This window comes from Idiomarina sp. MD25a, from assembly GCF_001870515.1.
Lineage (GTDB): Bacteria > Pseudomonadota > Gammaproteobacteria > Enterobacterales > Alteromonadaceae > Idiomarina.
Genome location: NZ_MDGT01000001.1, coordinates 1 through 26290, shown reverse-complemented (window position 1 = coordinate 26290; position 26290 = coordinate 1). Strand labels below are relative to the sequence as shown.

Genomic DNA, 26290 nt, shown 5'->3' with positions numbered 1-26290 from the left:
TCAATGCAGCCTCTCAGCAAAATTCCACTGACCACGCTCAAAGGGGTCGGCGATAAAGTCGCTAAGAAGTTGGAAAAGCTGGGCTTAGTGACGGTAAATGATGCGATTTTTCATCTACCTGCAAGGTATGAAGATCGCACACAGATTTACCGAATTGCTTATGCGCGTCCTGGGGTGGCAGGTCACTTTCAGGTAACCGTCGATAATGCGGACATTAAATATGGTCGCAAGCGTATGTTGGTGTGCCGAGTGCGTGACGAAACCGGCACCATGACATTGCGCTTTTTCCAGTTTAGCGCTGCGCAACTAAAACAGTTCAGCGCTGGCACCTCGTTATTAGTCTTTGGTGAAGTGCGTGCGGGGCTTAGCGGGTTTGAAGTGATTCATCCCGAATATCGTGTACTTTCCTCATCCGACGCGATTGAGTTGCCTGAGACCTTGACGCCTATCTATCCCACTACTGAGGGCGTCTATCAGGCTTCTCTACGTAAGATTATCGACCAAGCACTCTCTTATGTGACCGAACGAGCGTTGCCCGAGTTATTGCCAGCACCTCTTCAGCCCCACGACCTATCTTTGGTCGAGGCACTCAAAACATTGCATAACCCGCCCAAGGATATCGGTCTCGCGCAACTTGAACAGGGGGCCCATCCTGCACAACAGCGGTTAGCAATGGAAGAATTGATTGCACACCAGGTCAGTTTATTGCAGTTACGCGAAAAACGTCAGCAAGAACGTGCACATGCGCTGAATGCGGAGCCGCACTTACAAAGTGAATTCTTAAAGCAACTACCGTTTAAGCCAACGGCTGCACAACAGCGTGTGTTAAGTGAAATCCATGCGGATCTCGCGCAAGATCAGCCGATGATGCGTTTGGTTCAAGGTGACGTTGGCTCGGGGAAAACGCTCGTGGCGGCCTTGGCCGCATTGGCCGCTATCGAGCAAGGTCATCAAGTGGCGATTATGGCGCCCACCGAAATTCTGTCAGAACAGCACGCATTGACGTTCGAACAATGGTTTGCGCCCTTAGGTATTGAAGTTGCTTGGCTGAGTGGTCGCAGCAAGGGTAAGGCGCGTCAGCACACGTTAGAGCAGCTTGCGAGCGGTAGAGTTCAGCTCATTGTGGGTACCCATGCATTGTTTCAAGCCGACGTGCACTATCACTCACTCGCGTTAGTTATTATTGATGAACAGCACCGTTTTGGTGTGCACCAACGGTTACAATTGCGAGAGAAAGGTGTACAAGCGGGCTTTCAACCGCACCAATTAATTATGACAGCAACACCGATTCCGCGAACATTGGCGATGACCGCATATGCTGACTTAGCGACTTCAGTGATTGACGAGTTACCGCCGGGGCGCACGCCGATCACAACAGTGGCCATCCCGGATACACGACGTGACCAGGTGATCGAGCGTGTGCGCGAAGTGTGTACTCACGAAGGTCGACAAGCTTATTGGGTGTGTACTTTGATTGAAGAATCTGAGGTGTTGGAATGTCAGGCGGCTGAAGACACTGCAACGGAGTTACAAGAACAACTTGATGGCTTGACGATAGGGCTCGTGCATGGGCGAATGAAAGCCGACCAAAAGGAAGCGGTGATGTCGCGTTTTAAAAGCGGCGAAATTGACTTGCTGGTGGCGACCACTGTGATCGAGGTGGGTGTCGATGTACCTAATTCATCTTTAATGATTATCGAGAACCCAGAACGGTTAGGCTTAGCGCAGCTTCATCAGTTACGAGGACGTGTGGGTCGAGGCTCGGTAGCGAGTCATTGTGTTTTGCTCTACAAAACGCCCTTATCGAGAACCGCGACCGAGCGTTTGTCCGTATTAAGGGATAGTAATGATGGCTTTGTGATCGCGCAACGAGATATGGAGATCCGAGGGTACGGTGAACTTCTCGGTCAACGGCAAACTGGTTTAACACAGATGAAAGTGGCGGATATTGAACGTGATGAGGTGTTGATACCCGAAGCTCAGACGGTTGCTGAGGAGCTTATCAGCGATTACCCGAATACCGTCAATGCGTTGATTGCGCGCTGGTTACCACGTCGAGATCATTATGCGCAGGTGTAGTATTACAGCAGTGACGCCCGTACAATAGGGTAAAAAGTCGTTAGGAAAAATTATGTCAGATAAACACGAAGATGGAATCGACTTTGGCTACCAGCGTGTGCCAAAGGATGCGAAAAAGGGCCTTGTTGCCAATGTATTTAACTCAGTGGCAGCCAAATATGATGTCATGAATGACCTCATGTCGATGGGTATCCACCGTGTTTGGAAGCGCTATACCATTGACTGTAGCGGTGTGCGTAAGGGCATGAAAGTGCTTGATATCGCGGGCGGCACCGGCGATTTAACGGCACAGTTCTCGCGTCGTGTTGGCGAGACGGGCGAAGTCGTTTTAGCGGATATCAATGACGCCATGCTTAAAGTGGGTCGCGATAAATTGCGCGACAAGGGCATCGTGGGAAATGTTAATTGTGTACAAGCCGATGCGGAAAACCTGCCCTTTGCTGATAATAGCTTTGATATTGTGACTATTGCTTTTGGTTTGCGAAATGTGACCGATAAGCCAGCTGCTTTGCGCTCCATGTTGCGGGTGCTGAAGCCAGGCGGTCGCTTACTAATCTTGGAGTTTTCCAAGCCAACAACAGCGACACTGAATCAGCTTTACGACTTTTACTCATTTAATATCCTGCCCAAAATGGGGCAATTGGTGGCTAACGACGCAGATAGTTACCAGTATTTGGCTGAGTCAATTCGTATGCATCCTGATCAAGACACCTTGAAGCAGATGATGTCGGAAGCAGGTTACGAAAACGTCGACTATCAGAATTTGACGGGCGGCATTGTCGCACTTCATCGAGGATACAAATTTTAATGATTTGGCAATTGATTCCGTGGATGGTGCTTGAGCGCACTATCAATGCACTGTTGCAGCAGGACCCGAATTCAACCGAGCGATTAAATCAGTTGGCGGGTAAGCATTTTCGATTTAGCTTCAAAGAGCTACCCTTTGATATCAATATCGCTGTGCACACCGACGGACTCAATTTAAGCTCTGTTGACGATGGCGGTGAAGTGGATTGCCATGTCAGAACGGAACTCGGCGTGTTACCGGAGTTAAGCGATACGGCTAACCTTACGCGCCTTATTAAAGCCGATAAATTGGATATTGATGGCGATCCTATGCTGGCGCAACAATTGGTGAATTTGGTTAAAGCGCTGGATATTGATTGGGAAGCCAAACTAGCAGAAAAGCTCGGTGACGGTATGGCGCACCGTATCAGCACCTTGTTTAAACAGAGTCGCGAGCGCTTTCAGCAACAAAGCGAAATGCGCCAACGTTGGTTCAAGGGTGTGCTCACCGAAGAAAAGCAAGTGCTTCCTAACCGTTTGGAATTTGAATTATTTAAAGACGATGTGCAGGCTTTGCGTGCGCAAATTGAGCGACTTCAGCGAAAACTAAAGTAGAGACCCAGCATGCGCAGTAAACGTATATATCGCATTGCAAAAACCTTTTTAAATTATGGTTTGGATGACTTGATTCCGGCACGTTGGCTACCGTGGTATCTGCGTTTTGGGCGCCATATGATGTTTTGGTGGCCAAATAAGCATAATGAAAAGCCCGCTGGAGAGCGTTTGCGTTTAGCGCTGGAGTCGCTAGGTCCTGTCTGGGTCAAGTTCGGTCAAATGCTATCGACACGGCGTGACTTGCTCCCCCCTGACATCGCATTAGAACTGGCCTATCTGCAAGATAGGGTTGCGCCATTCGATGGCCATGCCGCGCAACTTATCATTGAAAGGTCGTTGGATATTGAGCATATCGGTGAGTTGTTTCAAGACTTCGCTGTTAAGCCATTAGCGTCTGCATCGATTGCACAAGTACATACAGCCAAGCTAAAGCAAAAAGATGGCGAGCTAAAAGACATCGTCATTAAGGTGATTCGTCCAGATATACGTGAGACGATTAATGCTGACTTGGAGCTGATGGAGTCGCTTGCTGCCGTATTAGCGCGGCATTTGCCCGATGGCCGTCGGTTAAAACCGAAAGAAGTGGTAAGAGAATACCGAAAGACGTTATTGGACGAACTGGATTTGTTGCGTGAAGCCGCCAACGCTATTCAGTTAAAGCGCAACTTTGAGGACTCTGAGTTACTGTATATACCCACTGTTTACAGCGATTTAAGTCGTAAAAATGTGATGGTAATGGAGCGTATCGACGGGATCCCTGTCAGCGAAGTCGATATGTTGAAAGCACGCGGGGTGGATATGAAAAAGTTAGCGGAGCGCGGTGTCGAAGTGTTCTTCACACAAGTGTTTCGCGATAGCTTCTTTCACGCGGATATGCATCCAGGCAATATTTTTGTCGCCAAGGATGACCCGACTTATCCTCGGTACATCGGTATTGATTTTGGTATCGTCGGCACCCTTAATCGTGAAGATAAACGTTACTTGGCGGAGAACTTTCTCGCCTTTTTTAATCGCGACTATCGTAAGGTGGCTGAGCTTCACGTGGATTCGGGCTGGGTGCCACGAGAAACGAATATCGAAGAGTTTGAATCAGCTATCCGAACGGTGTGCGAACCCATATTCGAAAAACCCCTCGCGGAGATTTCATTCGGACATGTGTTAGTCAATCTCTTTAATACCGCCCGCCGGTTTCAGATGGAAGTACAACCGCAGTTGGTACTGTTACAAAAGACTTTACTGTATATCGAGGGATTAGGTCGTCAGTTGTATCCCGAATTGGATTTATGGAAGACCGCTAAGCCGTTTTTAGAACGTTGGATGAATGAGCAACTAGGGTGGAGAGCAGTAGTGCGTTCAGTGAAGGAAAACGCACCTTATTGGGCTGAAAAGCTGCCGGAGCTCCCTAACCTATTGTACGATGGACTGCGCTCTCAACAACGTATTCAAGAGCAACTAGAAAGGCACCGCGTAGAGCAATTGATGACGCAACAGCAAGCGGCCACCAGTCAGTTTTGGACTATCTTAACGGCAAGCGGGGTTGTCAGCTCGGTATGGTTAATTAGCCAGGGCACTGCTGCGTGGGCGCTGGGTTCTGGTATACTTACCGTAATGGTTGGATTAAAAGCGTGGCGCGCGCGCCCTCAAATTAAGATAAAGGAATAGGTGAATTATGAGTCCAGGTCCTTGGCAATTACTGATTTTATTACTCATTATCGTGCTACTTTTTGGTAGTAAGCGCCTACGAAACCTCGGTTCAGACGTTGGCAGTGCTGTACGCGGCTTTAAAAAGTCAGTGAGTGACGAACCTAAAAAGGATGACGACGCTAACGAAGACGATGAGCCAACCAAAAACCTGAAGCAAAACCAACAAGCGGAAAGCACAACCAGCGAATCCGAGAAAGATAAGAACGCCTAATTTTTTATGTTCGATATTGGATTTTGGGAGTTGCTGGTCATTATCGTGGTCGGTCTATTAGTGCTAGGACCCGAGCGCTTGCCGTCCGCTTTGCGTGGCGTTCAGCGGGGCATGGCGAAAGTAAAGTCGTTCTCTCAAAACGTACAAAATGAGCTTGATCATGAACTCAGAGTTAAAGAGTTACACGAACATTTGCGCAAGTTCGAGCAAGAAGGCAAAGATTTTCACGAATTAAGTCCTGAGTTACAGCGTTCAATCGTTGAGTTACAAAACGCCGCAGCTGACGTTCAGCGTCCCTACCAAGCGGCAAAAGAATCGGATACTGAGCCTAAAAAGCATGACTGATTCGCCTCTCCTAAGTCACCTTATCGAGCTTCGCAAACGCTTGCTCAGAGCTGTGATCGCAGTCGTGGCGGTGTTTGCTGCGTTAGCTTATTTTGCCAATGACCTATATCGTCTACTGGCCGATCCGCTCATTCGGTACTTGCCAGAGGGGTCGCAAATGATAGCGACTAATGTGGCGGCGCCTTTCTTCACGCCTTTCAAACTGACTTTTGTGGTCGCGTTTGCGTTAGCAGTGCCCATTATTTTGTGGCAAATATGGGCCTTTATTGCGCCGGGGCTATACAAAAAGGAAAAGCGCTTTGTCGTGCCATTATTAACCAGTAGTACATTGCTGTTCTATCTTGGTATCGCGTTTGCGTATTTCGTTGTGCTGCCGTTAGCGATGAGTTTTTTTATGGCCGCAGCCCCTGACGACATTCAGGTCGCTACGGATATCTCAAACTATCTCGATTTTGTTCTAGCAATATTTATTGCCTTTGGTATCGCCTTCGAGACGCCGGTAGCTATCGTGCTTCTGATATGGTCTGGTGTTACCAACCCCGCGAGTTTACGTAAGAAGAGACCTTATGTCATTGTTGCGGCTTTCACTATCGGCATGCTGCTGACTCCCCCAGACGTTATCTCGCAAACGCTAATGGCGATACCGATGTGGCTATTGTTTGAGCTTGGTCTTATTATCGGAAGCTGGTATAAACCCAAATTGAACGATAATTAAATTAAAGTGGGCTTTATGGAATGGTTTGATGCGGGCGTGAATCTGACACACGCTCGACTTGATCGCCAACTTAAATCAGTCATCGAAAGGGCACAGAGTACGGGTGTCCTTAATCAGCTTGTGATAGCCACTAATCTGGCTGAGGCTCAAGCAGCACTGGAGTTATGCCAGCGTTTTCCTGACTCATTACATATGACGGTAGGGGTTCACCCTCACGATGCTGATGATGCGCCCAATGATTTACAACAACAGCTTTTACAATTAGCTCAGTCGCCTCATGTCAAAGCCATAGGTGAGTGTGGTCTTGATTTTAATCGAAATTTCTCAAGTCCGACGAATCAGCAGCGTGTTTTTATTGAGCAAATTGAAGTTGCTAATGAGCTCAATCTGCCGCTTTATCTGCACGAGCGCGAAGCGCTTAAAGAGCAACTGCGTATACTCGATCGTTATGCTTCCCCTAATTTACCGCGTTTAACTCATTGTTTTACGGGTGGGCGCAACGCCGCAGATGCTTATAATGAACGCGAACATTGGTTTGGTCTAACTGGCTGGTTGTGCGACGAGCGCAGAAACCATGATTTATTGACAGCACTACCGACGCTACCAAAACAAAGAACAGTACTTGAGACTGATGCTCCTTTTCTACTACCTCGGAATATTCGCCCTCGGCCTCGCGATAATGAACCCGCGTTCGTACCTTATATTGGCGAAGTCTTAGCTAAGCATTGGGATTTAAGCGTGGCTGACGTCGCAAAGTTGACTACCGCTAATGCACTCCGCCTATTTAACCGCGACAAGATGTTGAGTCAAGCATGAGCCGCTGGTCCTCGATCGTTGTCTTCTTAGTTGTAATTGCCGCGACCATCTTATGGTTCGCTTTTTCATCGCTAACGATGGATCAGAGACGCAGTTCAGAAATATTAGATATTAAGTACTTCAGTACGTCGGCTGCTTTAACGTTAACGGATGTTGAGGCACGTTCTGACTCCGAGTGGCAGAAGCTGAGTGGCGCACGAGGCTCATTTGGCTATACCGATGAACACTATTGGCTTAAGTTCAGTATCGATGACGCCGATTATGATCGGGTCCTATATATTGCCTACCCTCTGCTCGACTCCATTCACATATATTGGCGCACTCGTTCGGAGCTGGTTGAGTATCAACTAGGGGATAAGCAGCCCTACTTTGAACGACCGATATTAATCTCGGACTTTGCTATCCCTATTGCGGAGGCTCAACAAGGTGAATTCTTCATTGAGGTAACAACCTCAAGCTCTATGCGTGTGCCAGTAGCATTGATGTCCGAAACCGATTTTTTTGATGCCAAGCTACAACGTCGTCTTATAGAAGGCCTGTATTTTGGCTTACTGTTTTGTATGACGGTCTACAATTTATTTGGTTTTCTTGCTTCGCGTGAACCGGAGTTCGGCATATATTCCTTGTACACGATTTTTTTTGGCGGCTTGATGCTGAGTCTCGATGGTCTCGGATTCCGCTATTTATGGCCCGATTGGCTGTATCTACAAGATAAAGGAATACCGATATTTGGTAGTTTGACATTGTTGATGGCTGCCCTGTTTGCTTATCAACTATTACGCCTGAAAAATTATCGCCGTACCCTCGCAAGAGGGTTATTTATTATGGCTGGACTCGCAATACTCAGCTTGGCTATAGGTGCCTTTAGCAGTTATCAGGTAGGCATTCATGCACTGCTTGCGTTGGCTGTACCCGGTTGTCTCTACTTGCTAATAATTGGCGTGTATTTGTGGAAAAAGGGCCTCGTTTATGCACGCATGTTTACTATTGCGTGGGGCGCTTTATTACTGTCAGTGATGGTTAACTCACTTGGATACCTTGGCATTATCGACAGTATGTTTATTCAGCGTCACGCCATTATGCTCGGTTCTGCACTCGAAATCCTGCTGCTGTCTTGGGTGCTTGCTGTGCGCTACAACGAGCAAAGACGTGAAAAGTTGATCGCTCAACAACGTTATAATGAAGAGCTTGAAACGCGTGTAGAGGAGCGCACCTTCGAGTTGGAAATTACCTTAAAAGAATTACAAGAGGTGAATAACGAGCTCGAACAACGCAACTTAGAGGATCCGCTAACTGGACTGAATAATCGCCGTTATTTTACTCAGCAATTAGAGCGTGAATACCGTCGCAGTCGCCGTAATCAAAAGCCCATGTGCTTAATCATGGTTGATATCGATCGCTTTAAGGCGGTAAATGATACCTATGGGCACGGTGTAGGTGATGACATCCTACAGGCGATAAGTAAAGAGTTACGCAAACAAGCTCGGCGTCCGACTGATGCGGTGTGTCGCTATGGTGGAGAGGAATTTGCTTTCATTCTTGCGGAGACCGATTTAACAAACGGTGTCGCGTTTGCAGAGAAGTTGGTAGCTCATGTACGACAGTGTGTGTTCTCGACACGTGACGGTGAACACTCAATTACTATCAGCGCTGGAGTTGCAGCGATAGATAATACGCGCGATCATAGTGTGCATGATTTATTTACTGCGGCAGACTCGGCGCTATACAAAGCCAAGCGCGAGGGCCGCGATCAAGTTGTAACAACGTCCATTGAGGAGTAGCCGTCATGTCGACGAATGGCAGTTTTCCACGCACGCGTATGCGCCGCAATCGCGTATCCGATTTTAGACGCAGGTTGGTAGCAGAGAGCTCGCTCACAGTTAATGACTTAATTTATCCCGTGTTTGTGTTAGAGGGAGAGCAGCAACGCGAACGGGTTTCTTCGATGCCGGGTGTGGAACGAAAGTCAATTGACTTGTTGCTTGATGAATGCGCAGAACTGGTCGAGCTTGGGGTTCCACTAGTTGCGTTATTTCCTGTTACGCCCTCGTCGGTAAAGTCAGAAATGGCTGAAGCTGCATATGATGACGATGGCCTTGCCCAGCGCGCAGTGCGTGCTATTAAAGCTAAATTCCCGCAGTTAGGTGTGATGACGGATGTCGCTCTCGATCCGTTTACCACCCATGGGCAAGATGGCATTATTGATGATTCCGGTTACGTCTTGAATGATATAACCACTGACGTATTGGTCAAACAAGCGTTGTCCCATGCACGAGCAGGTGCTGATATGGTTGCACCTTCAGACATGATGGATGGGCGTATTGGCGCGATTCGCGATGCGTTAGAGCGTGAGGGTTTCTCCAATACACAAATCATGGCGTACTCAGCGAAATACGCTAGCGCATTCTATGGGCCTTTTCGGGATGCAGTTGGTTCAGCCGGTAACCTCAAAGGCGGCGACAAGAAAACCTACCAAATGGATCCGGCCAACCGTCTCGAAGCGTTGCATGAGATTGCCCTAGATATCGAAGAGGGTGCTGACATGGTAATGGTCAAACCGGGTATGCCGTACTTGGACATTGTCCGAGAAGTAAAAGACCAATTTAAGGTACCGACGTTTGCTTATCAGGTGAGCGGTGAATACGCGATGTTGCAGGCTGCGATTGAAAACGGTTGGTTAGCAAATGATGTCGTGCAGGAAAGTTTGCTCGCATTTAAGCGTGCAGGAGCCGATGGCATTCTCACCTACTTCGCTAAACAGGTTGCGCGCGAATTAGCGCAGCGCTAATTGTTCATTGGACTGGCTGATCTCAGCGAGCAAGCCTTCTCGTAAAGCGCCATTGGTTATCTCAATGGCGCGAATACCCAATTGCTCGACAAGTGTGGCCAGAATCACTAACCCACCCAAAAAGATAGGCTTGCGATCGTCGCGTAGACCCATCAGTTTTAGGTTGTTCACTGTGCCTGCTTGGACACATTGTGAAACTAAAGCGGTGAGATACTGTCCGTCGATCGGATCTTGCTGATTCGCTTGAGCGATTTCGTACACCGCTCTGAACGTGCCGGATGCGCCTATGACGCGCGCCCAGCCGAGACGCTTAAAGGCCTCTTGGTAGTGACTGAGTTGATTGCGCACTTGTGCTTGCGCGGACTCGATACGACTTGGCGTGATAATACCCTCAGGAAAATAATTATTCTGAAATACCACACAGCCCATATCAAAGCTGTGTAATAGTTTGGGTGTTCTGTCATGGCCTGCAATCACTTCAGTACTTGCACCGCCAATATCAATAACCAACGTGTCGCCACGACTGCGTGCTGTTGATGTCACGCCCGCATATATTAATTCTGCCTCGCGTAAGCCAGTAATAATCTCAATAGGAAATTTTAATGAGGCTTCGAGCGCTTGCAGTACATCGGCTTGATTATTTGCTTGACGCATCGCCGCTGTGGCGACGGCTTTAATGGTACCTGCGCCGAACTGAACGATCTCATCATGAAACAGACTCAAGCATGCCTTAGCTCGATCTATACCTTGTTGGCTGATGTTTCGAGAGGTATCAAAGCCATCGGCTAAACGCACTTTTTGTTTAACGCGCTTGATGATACGAGGCGAGTCAATACCGCCGCGCGTTACCATTTCGGCCAAAAGTAAGTGAAAACTGTTGGAACCTAAATCAATGGCAGCAATGCGGCGGCTATTTGAGGTCATGTTAGTTCTTAGGACCTCTGTGCTTGTTATTGCGATTGCGATTACGATTGTTGGGATGAGGTCCGCGGCGACGGCGATGTTGATTTCGAGGACGTTTCAAGTCCGTCAAAATCGCAGTCTCATCATACTTGGTTACCGGAATGACATGCCCGATATAATCTTCGATTGCTGGTAGATTATAGACATACTCTTCGCAGGCTAAGCTAATTGCAGCCCCACTCGCACCCGCGCGCCCTGTGCGTCCAATACGGTGTACGTAATCTTCGCAGTCATCAGGTAAGTCGAAATTATAAACGTGGGTTACTTCTGGGATATGAAGTCCACGCGCTGCCACATCGGTTGCCACTAAAATATCAAGATGGCCTTCGGCAAAGTCATCCAAAATCTTCAAGCGTTTCTTCTGTGGTACGTCGCCCGTTAACAAGCCCACTCGATGGCCGTTGATTTCGAGCCACTGATGAACCTTGTCACATCCATGTTTGGTGTTTGCAAACACGATAGCGCGATCGGGCCAGTCTTCCTCAATCAATGTCAGCAACAGCGGCATCTTATCGTACTTAGACGGATAAAATAGCTCCTCCGAAATACGTACGCCGGTTTTCTGTTGAGGCTCCACCTCGACTTTGGTTGGCGCATTCATATGCTCATACGCCAGCTCCTGCACCCGATAAGATAAAGTGGCAGAAAACAACAAGTTGAGTCGCTCACTCGGATCGGGCATGGCTTTCAGTAAATACCGGATGTCGTTGATAAAGCCCAAATCGAACATGCGGTCAGCTTCGTCGAGTACCACCACTTCGATATTACTGAGCGGGAATAGGCTTTGTTTGTAGAAGTCAATGATACGACCTGTGGTACCAATGATGATGTCGGGCTTGTCGGCTAATTGTTGCTGTTGTGCCTCGTAACCTTCGCCACCATAGATGACTGCCGTTTTGAGACCGCAGCTCTGTGTTAAGATGTTTGCATCGTTAGCAATTTGTATCGCAAGTTCACGTGTCGGAGCCATAACAATGGCTCGAGGCCCCTGTTCAGACGATTTTTGCGATTGCATTAATCGGTTGAAAGTTGCCAACAAAAATGCCAAGGTTTTGCCAGTGCCTGTTTGGGCTTGACCTGCAACATCTTGATTAGCTAGCGCTACCGGTAGGCTAAGTGCTTGAATGGGTGTACAATTTTCGAATCCTGCAGACGCAAGTGCCTGTTGGATTTTTTCATGCAAACCCAGCGTTTCGAATCGAGTTTCAGTTAAATGTGTTTTATTCATAGGTTATAAGCATATCAGTTTGCGCTTGTAATCAAAAACAGAAATAATATCATCATACACACATTAGTCGCGAAAAGAGTAGCGGAGATTAACATGAGTGACGTAATTGTTCAGCTTAGCGATGACAGCTTTGAAGCGGATGTCATCAATTCTGATAAACCTGTATTAGTAGATTTTTGGGCCGAGTGGTGTGGTCCATGCAAGATGATCGCGCCTATTTTGGACGACATCTCTAAAGACTACGAAGGTCGTTTGACCATCGGCAAGCTGAACGTAGACCATAACGATCAGACGCCACCGAAATATGGTATTCGTGGTATCCCTACCTTGCTGTTGTTTAAAAACGGTGAAGTGGTTGCCACTAAAGTAGGTGCGTTGTCTCGAGCTCAGTTAACTGAGTTTCTTGACCAACACATCTAATTGATCGTAAAAAACGGCGTCCATGACGCCGTTTTTTAATTTTTATGGCCTAAAAACTGGACGAATCCGAAGTTTGGTGTTAGGTTTTGCTCATTAACTGAGCATCGAGGCAATGTGCGCTAATCATTGCACGCAAAACAAGTCTTTCTTGACTCGATTTCCAACCGCTCGGAATCCAAATTTCAAATTTTAATGTAACCCTAACTTATAACCTTAGCGAGTCCTTACCGACTTTGTGATGAATCGATAATTCGAAACCCCCCTATGAATCTGACTGAACTTAAAAATAAACCTGTAAATGAATTAGTAGAACTAGCCGATAGCATGGGCCTTGAAAACATGGCTCGTCTGCGTAAACAAGACATTATCTTCGCGATTTTAAAGGCGCACGCCAAAAGTGGTGAGGATATATACGGCGGTGGTGTCCTAGAAATATTGCAAGATGGCTTTGGCTTTTTACGCTCAGCCGATTCTTCATATCTCGCAGGACCCGATGACATTTATGTCTCGCCGAGTCAGATCCGACGCTTTAATCTACGCACCGGTGATACGATTGGCGGTAAGATCCGTCCTCCGAAAGACAGCGAACGCTACTTTGCTCTACTAAAAATCCGTGAAGTTAATTTTGATAAACCAGAAAACTCACGTAATAAGATCCTTTTCGAAAACCTAACGCCTCTACATGCGAATGAGCGCTTCCACCTTGAACGTGGTAACGGCAGTACTGAAGACATCACTGCACGTGTGCTCGATTTATCAGCACCTATCGGTAAAGGTCAGCGTGGTCTTATCGTTGCGCCGCCTAAGGCGGGTAAAACCATGTTGCTACAGAACATTGCAACGTCGTTAGCAGCCAATCACCCTGAAGCTGAACTCATCGTATTGCTGATTGATGAACGTCCAGAAGAAGTGACCGAAATGCATCGGTTGGTTAAAGGCGAAGTCGTTGCGTCGACGTTTGATGAACCGGCAAACCGTCACGTCCAGGTTGCGGAGATGGTGATAGAGAAAGCTAAGCGTTTAGTTGAACACAAAAAAGATGTGGTCATCTTGCTCGACTCAATCACGCGTTTAGCGCGTGCTTATAACACCGTGATTCCTAGTTCAGGTAAAGTACTGACCGGTGGTGTTGATGCCAATGCGTTACATAAGCCTAAGCGCTTCTTTGGCGCTGCCCGTAATGTCGAGGAAGGCGGTAGCTTAACCATTATTGCGACGGCACTGATTGATACTGGCTCGAAGATGGATGAAGTCATCTACGAAGAGTTCAAAGGTACCGGTAACATGGAGCTGCACTTAAACCGTAAGCTGGCAGAGCGCCGTGTATTCCCAGCGATTGACTTTAACCGCTCTGGTACTCGTCGTGAGGAACTACTTACATCTCAAGACGAACTGCAGAAGATGTGGATCCTACGTAAGATCATGAACCCGATGGGTGAAGTTGAGGCCATGGAGTTCTTAATCGACCGTCTGCAAATGACCAAAACCAATGACGAGTTCTTTGAGTCAATGAAGCGTCAACGCAATAGTTAACCTATGAAATATCAAGATCTGCGTGATTTTATTCAGCAGCTTGAGGCGAAAGGTGAACTCAAGCGTATTCAACACGAGATCGATCCATACTTAGAAATGACAGAAATTGCCGACCGCACGCTAAAAGCGGGCGGGCCGGCATTGTTATTTGAGAATGTGAAAGGTCACTCGATTCCTGTGCTCGCCAATTTGTTTGGTACTCCCGACCGTGTCGCTATGGGTATGGGACAAACATCGGTCACTGCACTGCGTGATGTCGGTAAGCTACTGGCTTTTTTGAAAGAGCCTGAACCCCCTAAAGGCTTCAAAGACGCGCTAAATCTACTACCCACGTACAAAAAAGTGCTGAGCATGGCACCTAAATCGATTAAAAAGGCGCCTTGCCAAGAAGTGGTTGTAGAGGGTGATGACGTTGACTTGACCCAGTTGCCTATTCAACATTGTTGGCCAGGTGATGCCGCACCTTTAATCACGTGGGGCTTAACGATTACCCGAGGTCCGCACAAAGAGCGTCAGAACTTGGGCATTTACCGCCAACAGGTACTTGGCAAAAATAAGCTCATCATGCGTTGGTTGTCGCACCGTGGCGGTGCCTTAGACTTTCAAGAGTGGTGTCAGCAAAATCCGGGTAAACGGTTTCCTGTGTCGGTCGCTTTGGGCGCTGATCCTGCAACAATTTTGGGGGCGGTCACGCCGGTTCCAGACAGTTTATCGGAGTACGCTTTTGCTGGCTTGTTACGCGATAGTCGCACACAAGTGACTCAGAGTGTGAGCAATGACTTACAAGTGCCTGCCCACGCCGAGATGATCCTAGAAGGCTATATTGAGCCGGGAGAAATGGCGCCGGAAGGACCTTACGGCGACCATACAGGTTATTACAACGAGGTGGATGAGTTCCCTGTATTTACAGTGACTCACATTACACATCGTAAAGACCCTATCTACCACAGCACCTATACCGGGCGTCCGCCGGATGAACCCGCCGTATTGGGTGTTGCATTGAACGAAGTGTTTATTCCGCTTTTACAAAAGCAGTTTCCAGAAATAGTCGACTTTTATTTACCGCCCGAAGGTTGCTCGTATCGATTGGCTGTTGTGACCATGAAGAAGCAATACCCAGGTCATGCAAAGCGTGTGATGATGGGGGTTTGGTCTTTTTTACGACAATTTATGTATACCAAGTTTGTCATCGTGTGTGACGATGATGTCAACGCGCGTGATTGGAAAGACGTGATTTGGGCGATGACAACGCGTATGGATCCAGCGCGAGATACGACGATGGTTGAGCATACGCCAATCGACTATTTAGACTTTGCTTCACCGGTTTCGGGTCTTGGCTCAAAAATGGGTCTCGATGCCACGAATAAGTGGCCTGGGGAGACTAATCGCGAGTGGGGCGAACCCATCGTGATGAGCGAAGCAGTCAAGCAGCGCGTTGATTCGCTGTGGGATGAATTAAATATTTTGGAGAAGTAAATGTCGCAAGTGATGCACTGTAAAGCGCATGTGAGCCGTCAGTTAGCAGAGCACGTCTGGGAAGTCAGTGTGACCTTACCTGAGGCGACAAAATTTGAAGCGGGCCAATACTTAATGGTGGTCATGGGTGAGCGTGATAAACGCCCGTTTAGCATTGCGTCGGCACCGACTGCGCATAAAGAATGGTTACTTCATATTGGCGCGCCACCGGATAACAGCTACGCGACAGAAGTGTTAGATGTTATAAAAGATAAAGGTGAACTCACTATTGAAGCACCGGCAGGCGAGGCTGTATTTAAGTCCGATCGTGCTGGCGATACGGTGTTGATTGCCGGAGGTACGGGCTTCTCTTATACGTACTCTATTTTGCAGAAGCTGCTGACAGATGGCTTAGATAAACCTGTTTATTTCTATTGGGGCGCAAAGTCGGCGGATGACCTTTATTTGCATGAGGAGCTGCAGGCATTAGCAACTCAACATCCATTATTTACGTACCATCCTGTGGTCGAAGAAGCGCCGCAGGGTTGGGCTTATGGCGTTGGTTTAGTCCACCACGAAGTTATGGCTCAGCAACCGAATTTGTCCGAATGTCAGATCTATATGGCTGGACGTTTTGAAATGGTGCGTGTCATTCGTGATGATTTTACGGCACGTGATGTGCCGATGGAAAATATGCACGGTGACGCATTGGCATTCATCTAGGTTTGCCAATTTTAAACAAGGCGTTATACTAGCGCCCGAGTACCAAGGGGTGCCTTTTTAGGCTGAGATGCGAAAGCGAACCCTTTTTACCTGATCCGGTTAATACTGGCGTAGGGATGGTAAAGTCTCGCATACAATGAGTGAATAACCTCCTTCAGTATCAGTCTTTGACTGATCCAACCGGATCGTTTCTTTGCAGTCAATAAGGGAAATGATCCATGCATAACAACAGTTTTAAACTATCTGCGCTTCTGGTCAGTTTACTGAGCAGCACTTCTGTTTGGGCACAAGATACCAACGAAACCACTATTGATGAATCCATTGAGGTGGTCGGTGACTTTCAAAAGCAGACCATCACACAAACCACGCGCAGCATCGCCATTGTTGATGAAAACTCAATGCATCAACGCGCATCACGTCACTTGCAGGACGTCTTGAACTCGGTTGCTAACGTCAATTTTTCGGGTGGCTCCAGTACGGCACGTTTCATCCAGATCCGCGGTATCGGCGAACGCTCACAATTTGTTGATGCAATTAATCCATCGGTCGGCTTAGTCATTGATGGCATCGACTATTCTGGGTTGGGTTCTGCAGCGACATTATTCGATGTCGGACAAGTGGAAGTCTATCGTGGCCCACAAAGTGGTCGCTTTGGCGTTAACGGGCTAGCGGGTATGGTGTTGCTCGAGTCTAATCAGCCTACCGAGGTTACCAGTGGTGAGTGGCTAATCGGTGTGGGTAACTACTCTGAAAGCACATTGGCCGGCGCTGTGGGTGGTTCCTTAGGCGCGTTGGGCAATGCACGCTTATCCCTCATGCAATTCGACCAAGATGGCTATACCGAGAATACTTTTCTAAACCGCGATGATACTGAGCAACGTGATGAGTTCACGGCACGCTTAAGCATCGATACTCAGCTCGGGCAGGACTGGCTGTTAAAAACCCGTATCCACAAAATGGATATTGATAATGGCTACGATGCTTTTAGTTTAGAGAACGACCGTACCACGTTATCTGATGAACCTGGGTTTGATCGTTTGGATTCAACGGCTGCTCGATTACAGCTCGATTACAGCGGCTTTGAAAACGTTACGATTGAAACCGCGTTTAACGTACTCAGCGCTGACAAAGACTACGCGTTTGACGAAGATTGGACTTATGTAGGTATTGCCCCAGGTTGGGAGTACTCCTCTTTTGACGCATATTATCGCGAGCGAGACGATGTGACGGCTGAAATCCGCTTTACCTCGGATGCGCCGATTGACCTGTGGGGTTTGCCAACAGATTGGACAGCCGGTGTTTACTATTACAGCAAAGACGTGAATCTAACCCGTGATTACTATAATTGGGACCTCGGTTCACCGAGTATTTTCGGTAGTATTTATGAAACTCAGAACCAGGCGGTCTATGGTGAGCTTGTCCAACAAGTCAACGATAACTGGAGTTGGATTGGTGGTTTGCGTATCGAACGTTACGACAATGACTATGTTGATAGTAACGGAGTGGTTGCAGAGCCTAGCGATACCATGGTTGGTGGAAATCTGAGTTTACGGTATCAATATGCGCCGCAAAGTTATGCTTATGCCACGCTCGCACGGGGTTATAAAGCGGGTGGTGTTAATGGTGAGGCGTTAGGGCGCGCGAAAGACCAACAACTCGACGAACTTGAAGCCTATTTACTCGATCGTGCGACTTTTGCCCCTGAAATATTGTGGAATGCGGAAGTGGGTATGAAGGCCACGCGCAGCGATTGGAGTTATCGGGTGGCGGCGTTTTACAACTGGCGTGATGATGTACAGCTCAAGAGCTGGGTAAATCGCAATCAGTCGTTCGTGGGTTACATTGAGAACGCCGCACAAGGCAGTAACTATGGGTTAGAAGCCGAGCTAAGATACCGTTTGAGTGATTCCATCAGTGCGTTTGGATCATTGGGCTGGTTGGATACGGAAATCGATGGCTTCGTGACTGAAGATGGCATGGATATGAGTGGACGCGACCAAGCTCACGCACCTAACTACCAAGCCAACATTGGCTTAGAGGGACAACTGACGAATGCGTTGAGCTGGAGTGTTCAAACCGATCTAAAAGATGGCTTTTACTTCTCTAACTCACACAATCAGCAGGCCGATAGTATGGCCTTGCTGCACGCGCAACTTAACTACGATTGGAACCAGTGGCGTTTTACCCTTTGGGGACGTAACTTAACCGATGAAGACTACGAAATACGAGGCTTCTATTTTGGTAACGACCCGCGCGATGAATACGTGACGGAAACCTACGTCCAATATGGTGAGCCGCGTCGATTTGGCCTCACCGCACGTTACACATTTTAAGGAGGTTATATGCCATTTTCTGCAGAACTCTCGCTCTATCCGCTTGCAAATAACTACTTAGAGGTCATTCAAGCGTTTATCGATAGATTGAATGAATATCCCGATTTAACAGTGCTCACTAACACGATGAGCACACAAGTATTTGGTGAACTTGAGGTGGTTATGGGCGCCCTGACAAAAGAGCTCAACTGGTTATATGATCGGGTGCCATCGCAGGTTCTTGTTTGTAAGTTTATCAATAAAGATCTGACCCCCGATCATGTTAAGTGAGTTAATGGACCAACTTATGCTGAGCTCCTTTTGGGAGCTTGGCGCTTTGCTACTTGCGCTTGCTTACTTAGTGCTCGCCGCGCATCAAAGGCAAGGGTGTTGGCTCGCTGCGGCGGTAAGCTGTTGTGTTTACGCAAGCATCTTTTGGGATGCAAAGCTGTATATGGAATCGCTACTGCAAGTGATTTACGTCATCATGGCTGGTTATGGTTGGTGGCAATGGCGACAACAAGGAAGTGCGATTGAGGAAAATCAACGCGGTCATCACTATTCCTTGAAATGGCATCTCAAGCAATGGGCTTGGGTTTCGGTGGTTGCTGTGGTTATCGCCTTACTGTTACAAACCTATACCGATGCAGATGCAGTCTGGCTCGATACTTTTACGACCGCATTTAGTCTACTGGCGACCTACTTGGTTACTAAAAAGGCGATGGAAACCTGGTGGTATTGGCTTGTAATCGATTCGGTCTATGTCTATCTCTATTTAAGTAAAGGCTTTGTCGCTACAGCCATGCTGTTTGTGGTCTACTTGGTACTCGTGGTGTATGCCATGTATCGTTGGCGAGTGGATGAAGAACCCGCGGCTCAGGCGACATGAAACTGCCAACTCCTCAATGCGTTGAACGTATATCGACCGGACAGCTTAACGACGTCTGGCGCATTACCTGCGCCAACCAAAGCTATCTGTTTAAGTGGCTCAATGCATCAGAGGGGTTATTGCTTGATCGCGAGGATGAGTTGCGGCTGCAAAGTGCTTTGGCGGTGCAGGATTTAGCGCCAGACATTATTGATAGTGACTACAGGCGTTGGGTGCTGCAAGCGTTCGTCGAGGGACCTACACTAACGCAAAGCCCATTACCGAGAACCGAAAAGCTAACTATCATGGTTGGCCTCATGGCTACGCTGCATCAAACACGCGTTGATTACCAGGGGCCTTCTTTCTGGCAACGCCTTGAGGGCTATTTTGCGTGCGCTTCTGAGCAGCAATTAGCACGCATTCATGCGCTGCAAGAACAGTTAACGATTGATTCAGCGCAATCTTGTCTTTGCCATTTCGATCTTTCTTTCGATAATATCGTACTAACAGAACGACCTGTGGCGTTGGACTGGGAGTACGCCAGTTTTGGTAACCCCGCCGTTGATTTTGCCAGTGCTATGTTAATTAACCGCTGTTCGGTGGCTGAGCAGCATTACTGCTTTGATGAGTACCGTCGCCAGTCGCCGGTACCTTTAAAGTGGGATGATGTTCTAGCCGCGCTGCAACTGATGCAATGGGTCAATGACATTTGGTATCAATTAGCTGACGATTAGGGAAAGGTGATGGCTGATAAGCAATTGATGAATCGTGTCTACGGCTACCTTGCTGAGGACGAAGACGCACGCGTATGTAAGGATATCCCCGAAAATGCATGTAATGAACAGCCGCGTTCATTCGTGTTGATGCTTATTTCTCTAATGTTCACCAAGCTCGGCGATTCACTGGTGAGCGCACGTCTGGTATTGGCGTGGATGCTCAGTGCACTGGGTGCGCCACCCGTATTCATTAGCGCCTTAGTGCCCATTCGAGAATCTTTGGCGTTGCTACCACAACTCTTTGTTGCCCAAAAGTTACGCGAGCAACCTGTACGAAAGTGGTTTTGGGTCGCCGGGAGCGTTGGGCAAGCCGTATCATTGGCTCTAATGCTTGTGGCTGTCGCGACTTTGGACGGTACCGCGTTGGGCTGGACAGTCATTTTATTCCTAATTACTTTTTCACTATCGCGTGGGGTTTGTTCAGTAGCCAATAAAGATGTGACGGGTAAAACCGTTTCGAAAACGCGGCGTGGGCGACTGTCGGGCGTAGCCGCCTCGGCTGCGGGGTTACTGACCCTAGTGACTGCTGTAGTCATCGTAATGTTCCCCGATGTTGAGGGACAACGCAGTCTTTTCCTTGTGTTGCTCGGTGGTGGCGTGCTGCTTTGGACCTGTGCGGCAATCACCTACGCGGGTATACCCGAAGTTGCTGGTGCAACAGAGGGCGGCGGCAACGCTATCAGCGAAGCGTTAAAATCACTCTCGCTACTGTGGCGAAATGCGCTTTTTGGTCACTTTGTTCTCACTCGTGCGCTATTAGTTGCGGCGGCCTTTGCGATTCCGTATATCGTCGTTCTTATCCAGCGCGAGGGGGATGCAGGCTATACCAGTTTAGGTAGTTTGCTATTGGCCAGTGGCTTAGCTGGCTTATTGGCCGGACGCTTTTGGGGGCGTTGGTCCGACTCTGCTAGCCATCATGTGATGGCGGCGGCGTCGGTGATGTCGACGCTTGTGATGTTGGTAGCCTTGGCGATTTATTATTGGTTCCCGCAAGCGTTGAGCTCAATTTGGGCGGCGGGTGGTTTGATGTTCCTATCTGCGGTAGCGCACCATGGCGCGCGAGTGGGGCGCAAAACCTACCTTGTGGACATGGCAAATCAAGATAACCGCGCGCAACTGACTGCTGTATCCAATACGGTGATGGGCGTTATTCTACTGGCCGGTATCTTACTCGGTTGGTTAGATGCGTCTTACGGCGTGGCGGCGGTATTATGGTTGCTTGTTGGTATTGGTTTGCTTGCCACACTGTCCTCGCTGTCACTTAAAAATGTGTCTGGCAGTTAGCCAGACACACTGCTCTATATTCTACTTTCCTTTAAATACCGCATATAGCCCAATAATCACGGCTACTACACCACCGATTAAGTACCACATGGTGTTATCAGTTGGCTCATTGGTGACCATTTGTGAAGCTTCAGACGCAAGTGACTGAGATGCCTCGTAAGAAAAGTACAACAAAATTGCTCCGACCACTAAAAGAATAAGACCTACGATTTTATTCATCTGATTCCACCTAAGTTGTTGTTCTGTAAATAAAATAAATTAACTGCACAAACTACCATAGCATTTATTTTTTAGTTTGACGTCAGCGTTACGTCAAATGTCATATATATATTCTTCCGTAATATAAGTAAACACTGTAAATGAACTATTACAAAATGGTGAAGGAAGAGCGAGCATGAAAGAAAAAACAATAAAATTAAGTGTCATCGCGCTTGCCGTATCAGCAGTTTGCAGTGCCTCACCGGTTTTGGCACAGCAACAGCAAGCTGAAGAAGCGCCCGAAAATATTGAGCGTATCGTAACTCTGGGATCTCGGGTTAACGGAAGGACGGCCACTGAGTCGGCCTCACCTGTAGATATCATCTCCAGTGAACAGCTGGCAGAGACGGGAGCAACAGAACTAGGTAAAGCGATTCAGATGAGCGCGCCCTCGTTTAACTTTTCTTCCACCACCATTTCAGATGGCTCGGATATCATTCGACCAGCGACGTTACGTGGCCTAGGACCTGACCAAGTACTTGTACTCGTCAATGGTAAACGTCGTCATCAGCAGGCCTTGGTTAACGTGCAAGAGACGATTGGTAAAGGCTCGGCAGGTTATGATATCAATGCGATCCCAATCACCGCGGTTGAACGCGTAGAAATTCTGCGGGATGGCGCAGCAGCTCAATATGGCTCTGATGCTATTGCAGGTGTTATCAACATCACGCTTAAGTCGAGTGACGGGGGGAGTGTAAATGCTGAAATTGGACAAACCTACGAAGGCGATGGCGAAGTTAATCAAGTCGGTTTCAACTTAGGTACGACCAATGATAAAGGCTACTTTAACTTTACCTTAGAATACCGTGATCGCGGTATGACTAACCGCGCCGCTCCCGCAACGTTGGAAGCGACTGGTGGGCAGCTAATCGGTGACTGGTGGGACCGTAATGGTGATCCTGTTGTACGTTTACATGTCGGTGATGCGGATTCGGAAAACTATTATGCATGGTTTAACTCAGCTTACACACTGACGGGGTCTACCGAGCTCTATGCGTTTGGTGGCATTTCGTCACGCGATGGTGGATCAGCGGGCTTTTTCCGTGGCCGCGGACATCCTCGAACTATTGAAACAATTTATCCAGACGGGTTTTTGCCACAACTTAAAACCGAAGCGGATGATCAGTCGTTAGCCGTTGGGGTACGTGGCGACCTACCCAATGCTTGGTTGTGGGACGCGAGCATTGTGTATGGTAAAAACGAGTTTGGTTTCAATTCCGCTAACTCAGCAAACGTCAGCTGGTATTATGAGCCGGCGCCAGGCGGCGGAATCTACGCAGACACGCCGACCGAGGCTTTTGATGGTGAATTAGTGTTTGACCAAACCACCTTCAACCTCGATTTTAACGGCACCATCGACGTCAATAACGAATTACTCTATCTCGCTTTGGGGGTTGAGTTTAGAACCGATGGTTATGAAATCAATGCAGGTGATCCGGTATCTTGGGCCTATGGTCGAACTAATGATCCTTCAGTCACTATTCTGACCCCATCCGGTGCACCGGCAGAAGCCGGTATACAAGGATTTCCAGGCTTTAGTCCAGGGCAAGAAGTGGATGCCTCACGTGATAGCTATGGCGCATACGTTGATGCCGAATATTACGTAACCCCTGACTGGTTGCTTGCCGGCGCGTTACGTTACGAAGACTACGATATCGCGGGTGATAATATTTCCGGTAAGATTTCAACACGGTACGATATTACCAGTGATTTCTCGGTCCGTGGCACTTTGGCGACCGGTTTTAGAGCGCCCGGTGTGCAACAGATATATTACTCACAGGTGCTTACTAATATCGTAAATGGTACTTTGGTACAAACGGGTACTGTGTCGAATGACGATGAAGTTGCCCGTCAATTTGGCATTAACCGACTCGAAGAAGAAACATCTGAGAGCGCGAGTATCGGTATCATCAAACGTTGGCGAAACGGACTCGACCTAACCATCGATTTGTATCAAATAAATATTGATGATCGCATCGTTATCTCAGAGCCCTTAACGGCAGATATCGGTACCGAGTTCGCAACTATACTCGATAATAACAATCTCGGCGCGGCGCAGTTCTTCACTAACTCTGTGGATACCAAAACGCAGGGTGTCGATATTATCGCGTCATATCCGACAGAAGTTTTGAGTGGCGACCTGGTGTTAACTACGGCGTTGAGCTTTGTTAATACCGATGTCGAACGCGTTAACTCAGTGTCATCACTTATTCCTGCTGAGCAGATATTTAACGATACGCAAGTATTACGTATTGAAGAAGGTCAGCCGAGTGAGAAAGCCTCTATCATGGCCGACTGGGAGCGTGATCGTTGGAGCGTTAACCTTGCATTTAACTACTTTGGCGCTGTAGAAGGTCAGGCTTTCACTGGTGTCAAACACAAGTGGGATGGAAAGTGGCTCACGGACTTGTCGGTAGGCTACGATCTAACTGAGGACTTTAAAGTGGTCGTGGGTGCAAATAACGTGTTTGATACGTATCCAGATGAATGGGGCAGTGCAGGCGTTCCGTTTTCTCAAGCAGGTTTTAAATATGGCTGGGAAACACTACCGTTCGGTATAAACGGTGGTTACTACTACGTAAAAGCGAAGTACAGCTTTTAATCGCTCACAAAAAAAGCCCACCGCAGGGTGGGCTTTAATTTCAAGTTTCGCAACCTTAGTCGTTTAGGTATGAGGTGAGCATCCACGCCGTTTTCTCTTGCTCGCGGATATAATCACTCATCAGTGCTGAGGTGCCTTCATCATTTGCGTCATTCGCCAGATCTTGAATTTCGCGTTGTAGGCGAATTGTCGTTTGATAACTATCTAAGATGTTAGCCACACACGCACGACCATCATGAACGTCTTTGACTTCTTCGATATCACTAGTCTTGATGTAAGTCGAATAGGCATGCATCGGGCGCTGACCTAATGTCAAAATACGCTCGGCAATTTCATCAATCTTCAACAATAAATCGTCGTAGGTTTCTTCGAACTTGGCATGTAGCTCGAAAAAGCGCTCACCTTTAATATTCCAATGAAAGCCACGAACGTTCATGTAAAAAATCTGATAGTTAGACAACAACTCGTTGAGTTTGTCGGCTAATTGCTCAGCTTTTTTCTCATCTAAACCAATCACTTTTAATTGCTTCATTACCTATCTCCAGTAAAACGATGCTGTTGAACTGATACGAATCTAGCGTAATTCCGATCAGTTTTGTAGTGTGGCATCGCGTTTGCCATCGCGAATGTGCGCTTCACCTCGCTGTTTAGCGAGTTGGATCTGGCGTTCGCGTTCGGCATAGCGCGCTTTTTGCTCGTCAGTTGTTTTGTCGTGACAGTGTGGACAACTGACACCTTTCACATAATGTTCCGATTGCTTCTCTTCATCAGTGATAGGCATGCGGCAAGCATAGCACTGGTCGTACGCACCTTGCTCTAAACCGTGTTTTACCGTTACACGCTGGTCAAAAACAAAGCACTCACCATCCCAAAGGCTGGTTTCCTCTGGCACCATTTCTAGGTACTTTAAGATGCCGCCTTTTAAATGATAAACCTCATCAAATCCTTGCTCTTTCAAGTAAGCCGTCGACTTTTCACAACGAATACCGCCAGTGCAAAACATGGCTACTTTTTTGTGTTTAGACGGATCTAAGTGTTCTTTGACGTATTCAGGAAACTCACGGAACGTTTCCGTCTTGGGGTTGACCGAGCCTTTGAACGTGCCTACCGCGTATTCGTACTCGTTACGCGTATCAATTAAGAGCACTTCGGGATCTGAGATAAGGTCGTTCCACTTTTCTGGCTCGACATAAGTGCCAACGGTGTTCTTCGGATCAACCCAATCGACGCCCATGGTGACAATCTCGTTTTTAAGCTTTACCTTAGTGCGATAGAACGCTTGTTCATCGCTTGGTGACTCTTTATGCTCAATACCAGCGAGGCGTTTATCTGCGTTGATATGAGCCAATACATTATCAATGCCTTGGCGCGTACCACAGATAGTACCGTTGATGCCCTCACGTGCGAGCAATAACGTGCCTTTAACATCATTCTCTAACATCACTTGGTAGAGCGGTTCACGGAGCGCTTCGAAGTCGTTGAGTTCAACGAACTTGTAGAGGGCTGCACAGATATACATATTTACTTCCTTTTTCAGCAGGTCGGATCGCAAATCCGAGGCGTTAAAATCGAGCGGATTATAACCAAATTAGAGCGTTGTGTGTAGGGGGCAAGTTGGGCGTACAGGATATCTGGTTTAGTTTATTGGTGGGCCTTTCGTTTTTGACATCACTATTGAGTGCTGTCGCAGGTGCGGGGGGTGGCGCTGTACTTATTGCCGTATTAGCTTCGGTATTGCCCGCGCATGCAATCATCCCCGTGCACGGTTTTGTGCAAATGGGATCGAATGTAGGACGTTCAGCGCTGACG

General features: G+C 47.8%; 25 protein-coding genes, 1 pseudogene and 1 riboswitch. Of the genes and pseudogenes, 21 read left to right on the top strand and 5 right to left on the bottom strand.

From position 1 onward, the window contains the following. Positions 1 to 3 precede the first annotated feature (3 nt). The 10 genes from recG to hemB are packed head-to-tail and all read left to right on the top strand — an operon-like array spanning position 4 to position 10059. Positions 4 to 2079, top strand: coding sequence for an ATP-dependent DNA helicase RecG (gene recG, locus BFR57_RS00130; RefSeq protein WP_071462077.1), 2076 nt, complete (start codon positions 4 to 6; stop codon positions 2077 to 2079). Between the two features lie 52 nt (positions 2080 to 2131). Continuing rightward, a complete protein-coding gene (gene ubiE, locus BFR57_RS00125; RefSeq protein ID WP_071462076.1) occupies positions 2132 to 2887 on the top strand; it encodes a bifunctional demethylmenaquinone methyltransferase/2-methoxy-6-polyprenyl-1,4-benzoquinol methylase UbiE in 756 nt (251 codons plus the stop codon). After that, positions 2887 to 3480, top strand: coding sequence for an SCP2 sterol-binding domain-containing protein (locus BFR57_RS00120; RefSeq protein ID WP_071462075.1), 594 nt, complete (start codon positions 2887 to 2889; stop codon positions 3478 to 3480). Before ubiE ends, BFR57_RS00120 begins: the two co-directional genes overlap by 1 nt. Positions 3481 to 3489: 9 nt before the next feature. Next, positions 3490 to 5142, top strand: a complete 1653-nt coding sequence (gene ubiB, locus BFR57_RS00115) for a ubiquinone biosynthesis regulatory protein kinase UbiB (protein ID WP_071462074.1) — start codon at positions 3490 to 3492, stop codon at positions 5140 to 5142. A 7-nt stretch (positions 5143 to 5149) separates the two neighbouring features. Next, a complete protein-coding gene (gene tatA, locus BFR57_RS00110; protein WP_071462073.1) occupies positions 5150 to 5395 on the top strand; it encodes a twin-arginine translocase TatA/TatE family subunit in 246 nt (81 codons plus the stop codon). A gap of 6 nt (positions 5396 to 5401) precedes the next feature. Then, positions 5402 to 5740 (top strand): Sec-independent protein translocase protein TatB, encoded by a 339-nt coding sequence (gene tatB / locus BFR57_RS00105; protein ID WP_071462072.1) that lies wholly within the window; start codon positions 5402 to 5404, stop codon positions 5738 to 5740. Beyond that, positions 5733 to 6455, top strand: a complete 723-nt coding sequence (tatC, locus tag BFR57_RS00100; RefSeq protein ID WP_071462071.1) for a twin-arginine translocase subunit TatC — start codon at positions 5733 to 5735, stop codon at positions 6453 to 6455. The genes tatB and tatC overlap by 8 nt, the downstream gene beginning before the upstream one ends. 15 nt (positions 6456 to 6470) lie before the next feature. After that, entirely contained in the window at positions 6471 to 7271 is an 801-nt protein-coding gene (locus BFR57_RS00095; protein WP_071462070.1) for a TatD family hydrolase, read from the top strand. Further along, entirely contained in the window at positions 7268 to 9052 is a 1785-nt protein-coding gene (locus BFR57_RS00090; protein WP_071462069.1) for a diguanylate cyclase, read from the top strand. Before BFR57_RS00095 ends, BFR57_RS00090 begins: the two co-directional genes overlap by 4 nt. 5 nt (positions 9053 to 9057) lie before the next feature. Continuing rightward, positions 9058 to 10059: a porphobilinogen synthase gene (gene hemB, locus BFR57_RS00085; RefSeq protein ID WP_071462068.1), complete on the top strand. Its 1002-nt coding sequence runs from the start codon at positions 9058 to 9060 to the stop codon at positions 10057 to 10059. On the opposite strand, the gene BFR57_RS00080 is transcribed toward hemB, so the two are convergent. Beyond that, positions 10045 to 10983 (bottom strand): Ppx/GppA phosphatase family protein, encoded by a 939-nt coding sequence (locus BFR57_RS00080; protein WP_071462067.1) that lies wholly within the window; start codon positions 10981 to 10983, stop codon positions 10045 to 10047. The genes hemB and BFR57_RS00080 overlap by 15 nt on opposite strands. Position 10984: 1 nt before the next feature. Continuing rightward, positions 10985 to 12250 (bottom strand): ATP-dependent RNA helicase RhlB, encoded by a 1266-nt coding sequence (gene rhlB, locus BFR57_RS00075; RefSeq protein ID WP_071462066.1) that lies wholly within the window; start codon positions 12248 to 12250, stop codon positions 10985 to 10987. 93 nt (positions 12251 to 12343) lie between these two features. Here rhlB and trxA point away from each other — a divergent pair, with 93 nt between their 5' ends. From trxA to BFR57_RS00030, 9 genes are all read left to right on the top strand, one after another. After that, positions 12344 to 12670, top strand: coding sequence for a thioredoxin TrxA (trxA, locus tag BFR57_RS00070; RefSeq protein WP_071462065.1), 327 nt, complete (start codon positions 12344 to 12346; stop codon positions 12668 to 12670). Between the two features lie 264 nt (positions 12671 to 12934). Beyond that, on the top strand, positions 12935 to 14203 hold the full coding sequence (gene rho, locus BFR57_RS00065; RefSeq protein ID WP_006954424.1) for a transcription termination factor Rho: 1269 nt from the start codon (positions 12935 to 12937) through the stop codon (positions 14201 to 14203). Between the two features lie 3 nt (positions 14204 to 14206). Then, on the top strand, positions 14207 to 15679 hold the full coding sequence (gene ubiD / locus BFR57_RS00060; protein WP_071462064.1) for a 4-hydroxy-3-polyprenylbenzoate decarboxylase: 1473 nt from the start codon (positions 14207 to 14209) through the stop codon (positions 15677 to 15679). Continuing rightward, entirely contained in the window at positions 15680 to 16381 is a 702-nt protein-coding gene (gene fre / locus BFR57_RS00055; RefSeq protein ID WP_071462063.1) for an NAD(P)H-flavin reductase, read from the top strand. Between the two features lie 35 nt (positions 16382 to 16416). After that, positions 16417 to 16515: riboswitch (TPP riboswitch) on the top strand. A gap of 84 nt (positions 16516 to 16599) precedes the next feature. After that, positions 16600 to 18714 carry a TonB-dependent receptor gene (locus BFR57_RS00050; protein WP_071462062.1) on the top strand — a complete coding sequence of 705 codons (2115 nt, stop codon included), beginning with the start codon at positions 16600 to 16602 and terminating at the stop codon, positions 18712 to 18714. A 9-nt stretch (positions 18715 to 18723) separates the two neighbouring features. Then, entirely contained in the window at positions 18724 to 18984 is a 261-nt protein-coding gene (locus BFR57_RS00045) for a hypothetical protein (RefSeq protein ID WP_071462061.1), read from the top strand. A 16-nt stretch (positions 18985 to 19000) separates the two neighbouring features. Further along, a complete protein-coding gene (gene pnuC, locus BFR57_RS00040) occupies positions 19001 to 19582 on the top strand; it encodes a nicotinamide riboside transporter PnuC (protein WP_253183591.1) in 582 nt (193 codons plus the stop codon). Then, positions 19579 to 20295 carry a phosphotransferase gene (locus BFR57_RS00035; RefSeq protein WP_071462059.1) on the top strand — a complete coding sequence of 239 codons (717 nt, stop codon included), beginning with the start codon at positions 19579 to 19581 and terminating at the stop codon, positions 20293 to 20295. The genes pnuC and BFR57_RS00035 overlap by 4 nt, the downstream gene beginning before the upstream one ends. A gap of 9 nt (positions 20296 to 20304) precedes the next feature. After that, complete coding sequence (locus BFR57_RS00030; RefSeq protein WP_071462058.1) at positions 20305 to 21621, top strand: MFS transporter; 1317 nt, start codon at positions 20305 to 20307, stop codon at positions 21619 to 21621. Between the two features lie 21 nt (positions 21622 to 21642). Here the strand turns inward: BFR57_RS00030 and BFR57_RS00025 are convergent, their stop codons facing one another. Continuing rightward, positions 21643 to 21840 (bottom strand): DUF3185 family protein, encoded by a 198-nt coding sequence (locus BFR57_RS00025; RefSeq protein WP_006954416.1) that lies wholly within the window; start codon positions 21838 to 21840, stop codon positions 21643 to 21645. Positions 21841 to 22015: 175 nt separating this feature from the next. Here BFR57_RS00025 and BFR57_RS00020 point away from each other — a divergent pair, with 175 nt between their 5' ends. Next, positions 22016 to 24481 (top strand): TonB-dependent receptor, encoded by a 2466-nt coding sequence (locus BFR57_RS00020; RefSeq protein ID WP_071462057.1) that lies wholly within the window; start codon positions 22016 to 22018, stop codon positions 24479 to 24481. 55 nt (positions 24482 to 24536) lie between these two features. On the opposite strand, the gene BFR57_RS00015 is transcribed toward BFR57_RS00020, so the two are convergent. After that, positions 24537 to 25013, bottom strand: a complete 477-nt coding sequence (locus tag BFR57_RS00015; RefSeq protein ID WP_006954414.1) for a Dps family protein — start codon at positions 25011 to 25013, stop codon at positions 24537 to 24539. Between the two features lie 57 nt (positions 25014 to 25070). After that, a complete protein-coding gene (locus BFR57_RS00010; protein WP_071462056.1) occupies positions 25071 to 26000 on the bottom strand; it encodes a rhodanese-related sulfurtransferase in 930 nt (309 codons plus the stop codon). A gap of 95 nt (positions 26001 to 26095) precedes the next feature. Between BFR57_RS00010 and BFR57_RS00005 the strand changes: the two are divergent. Next, positions 26096 to 26290, top strand: a pseudogene (locus BFR57_RS00005) (sulfite exporter TauE/SafE family protein); the annotation flags it as partial.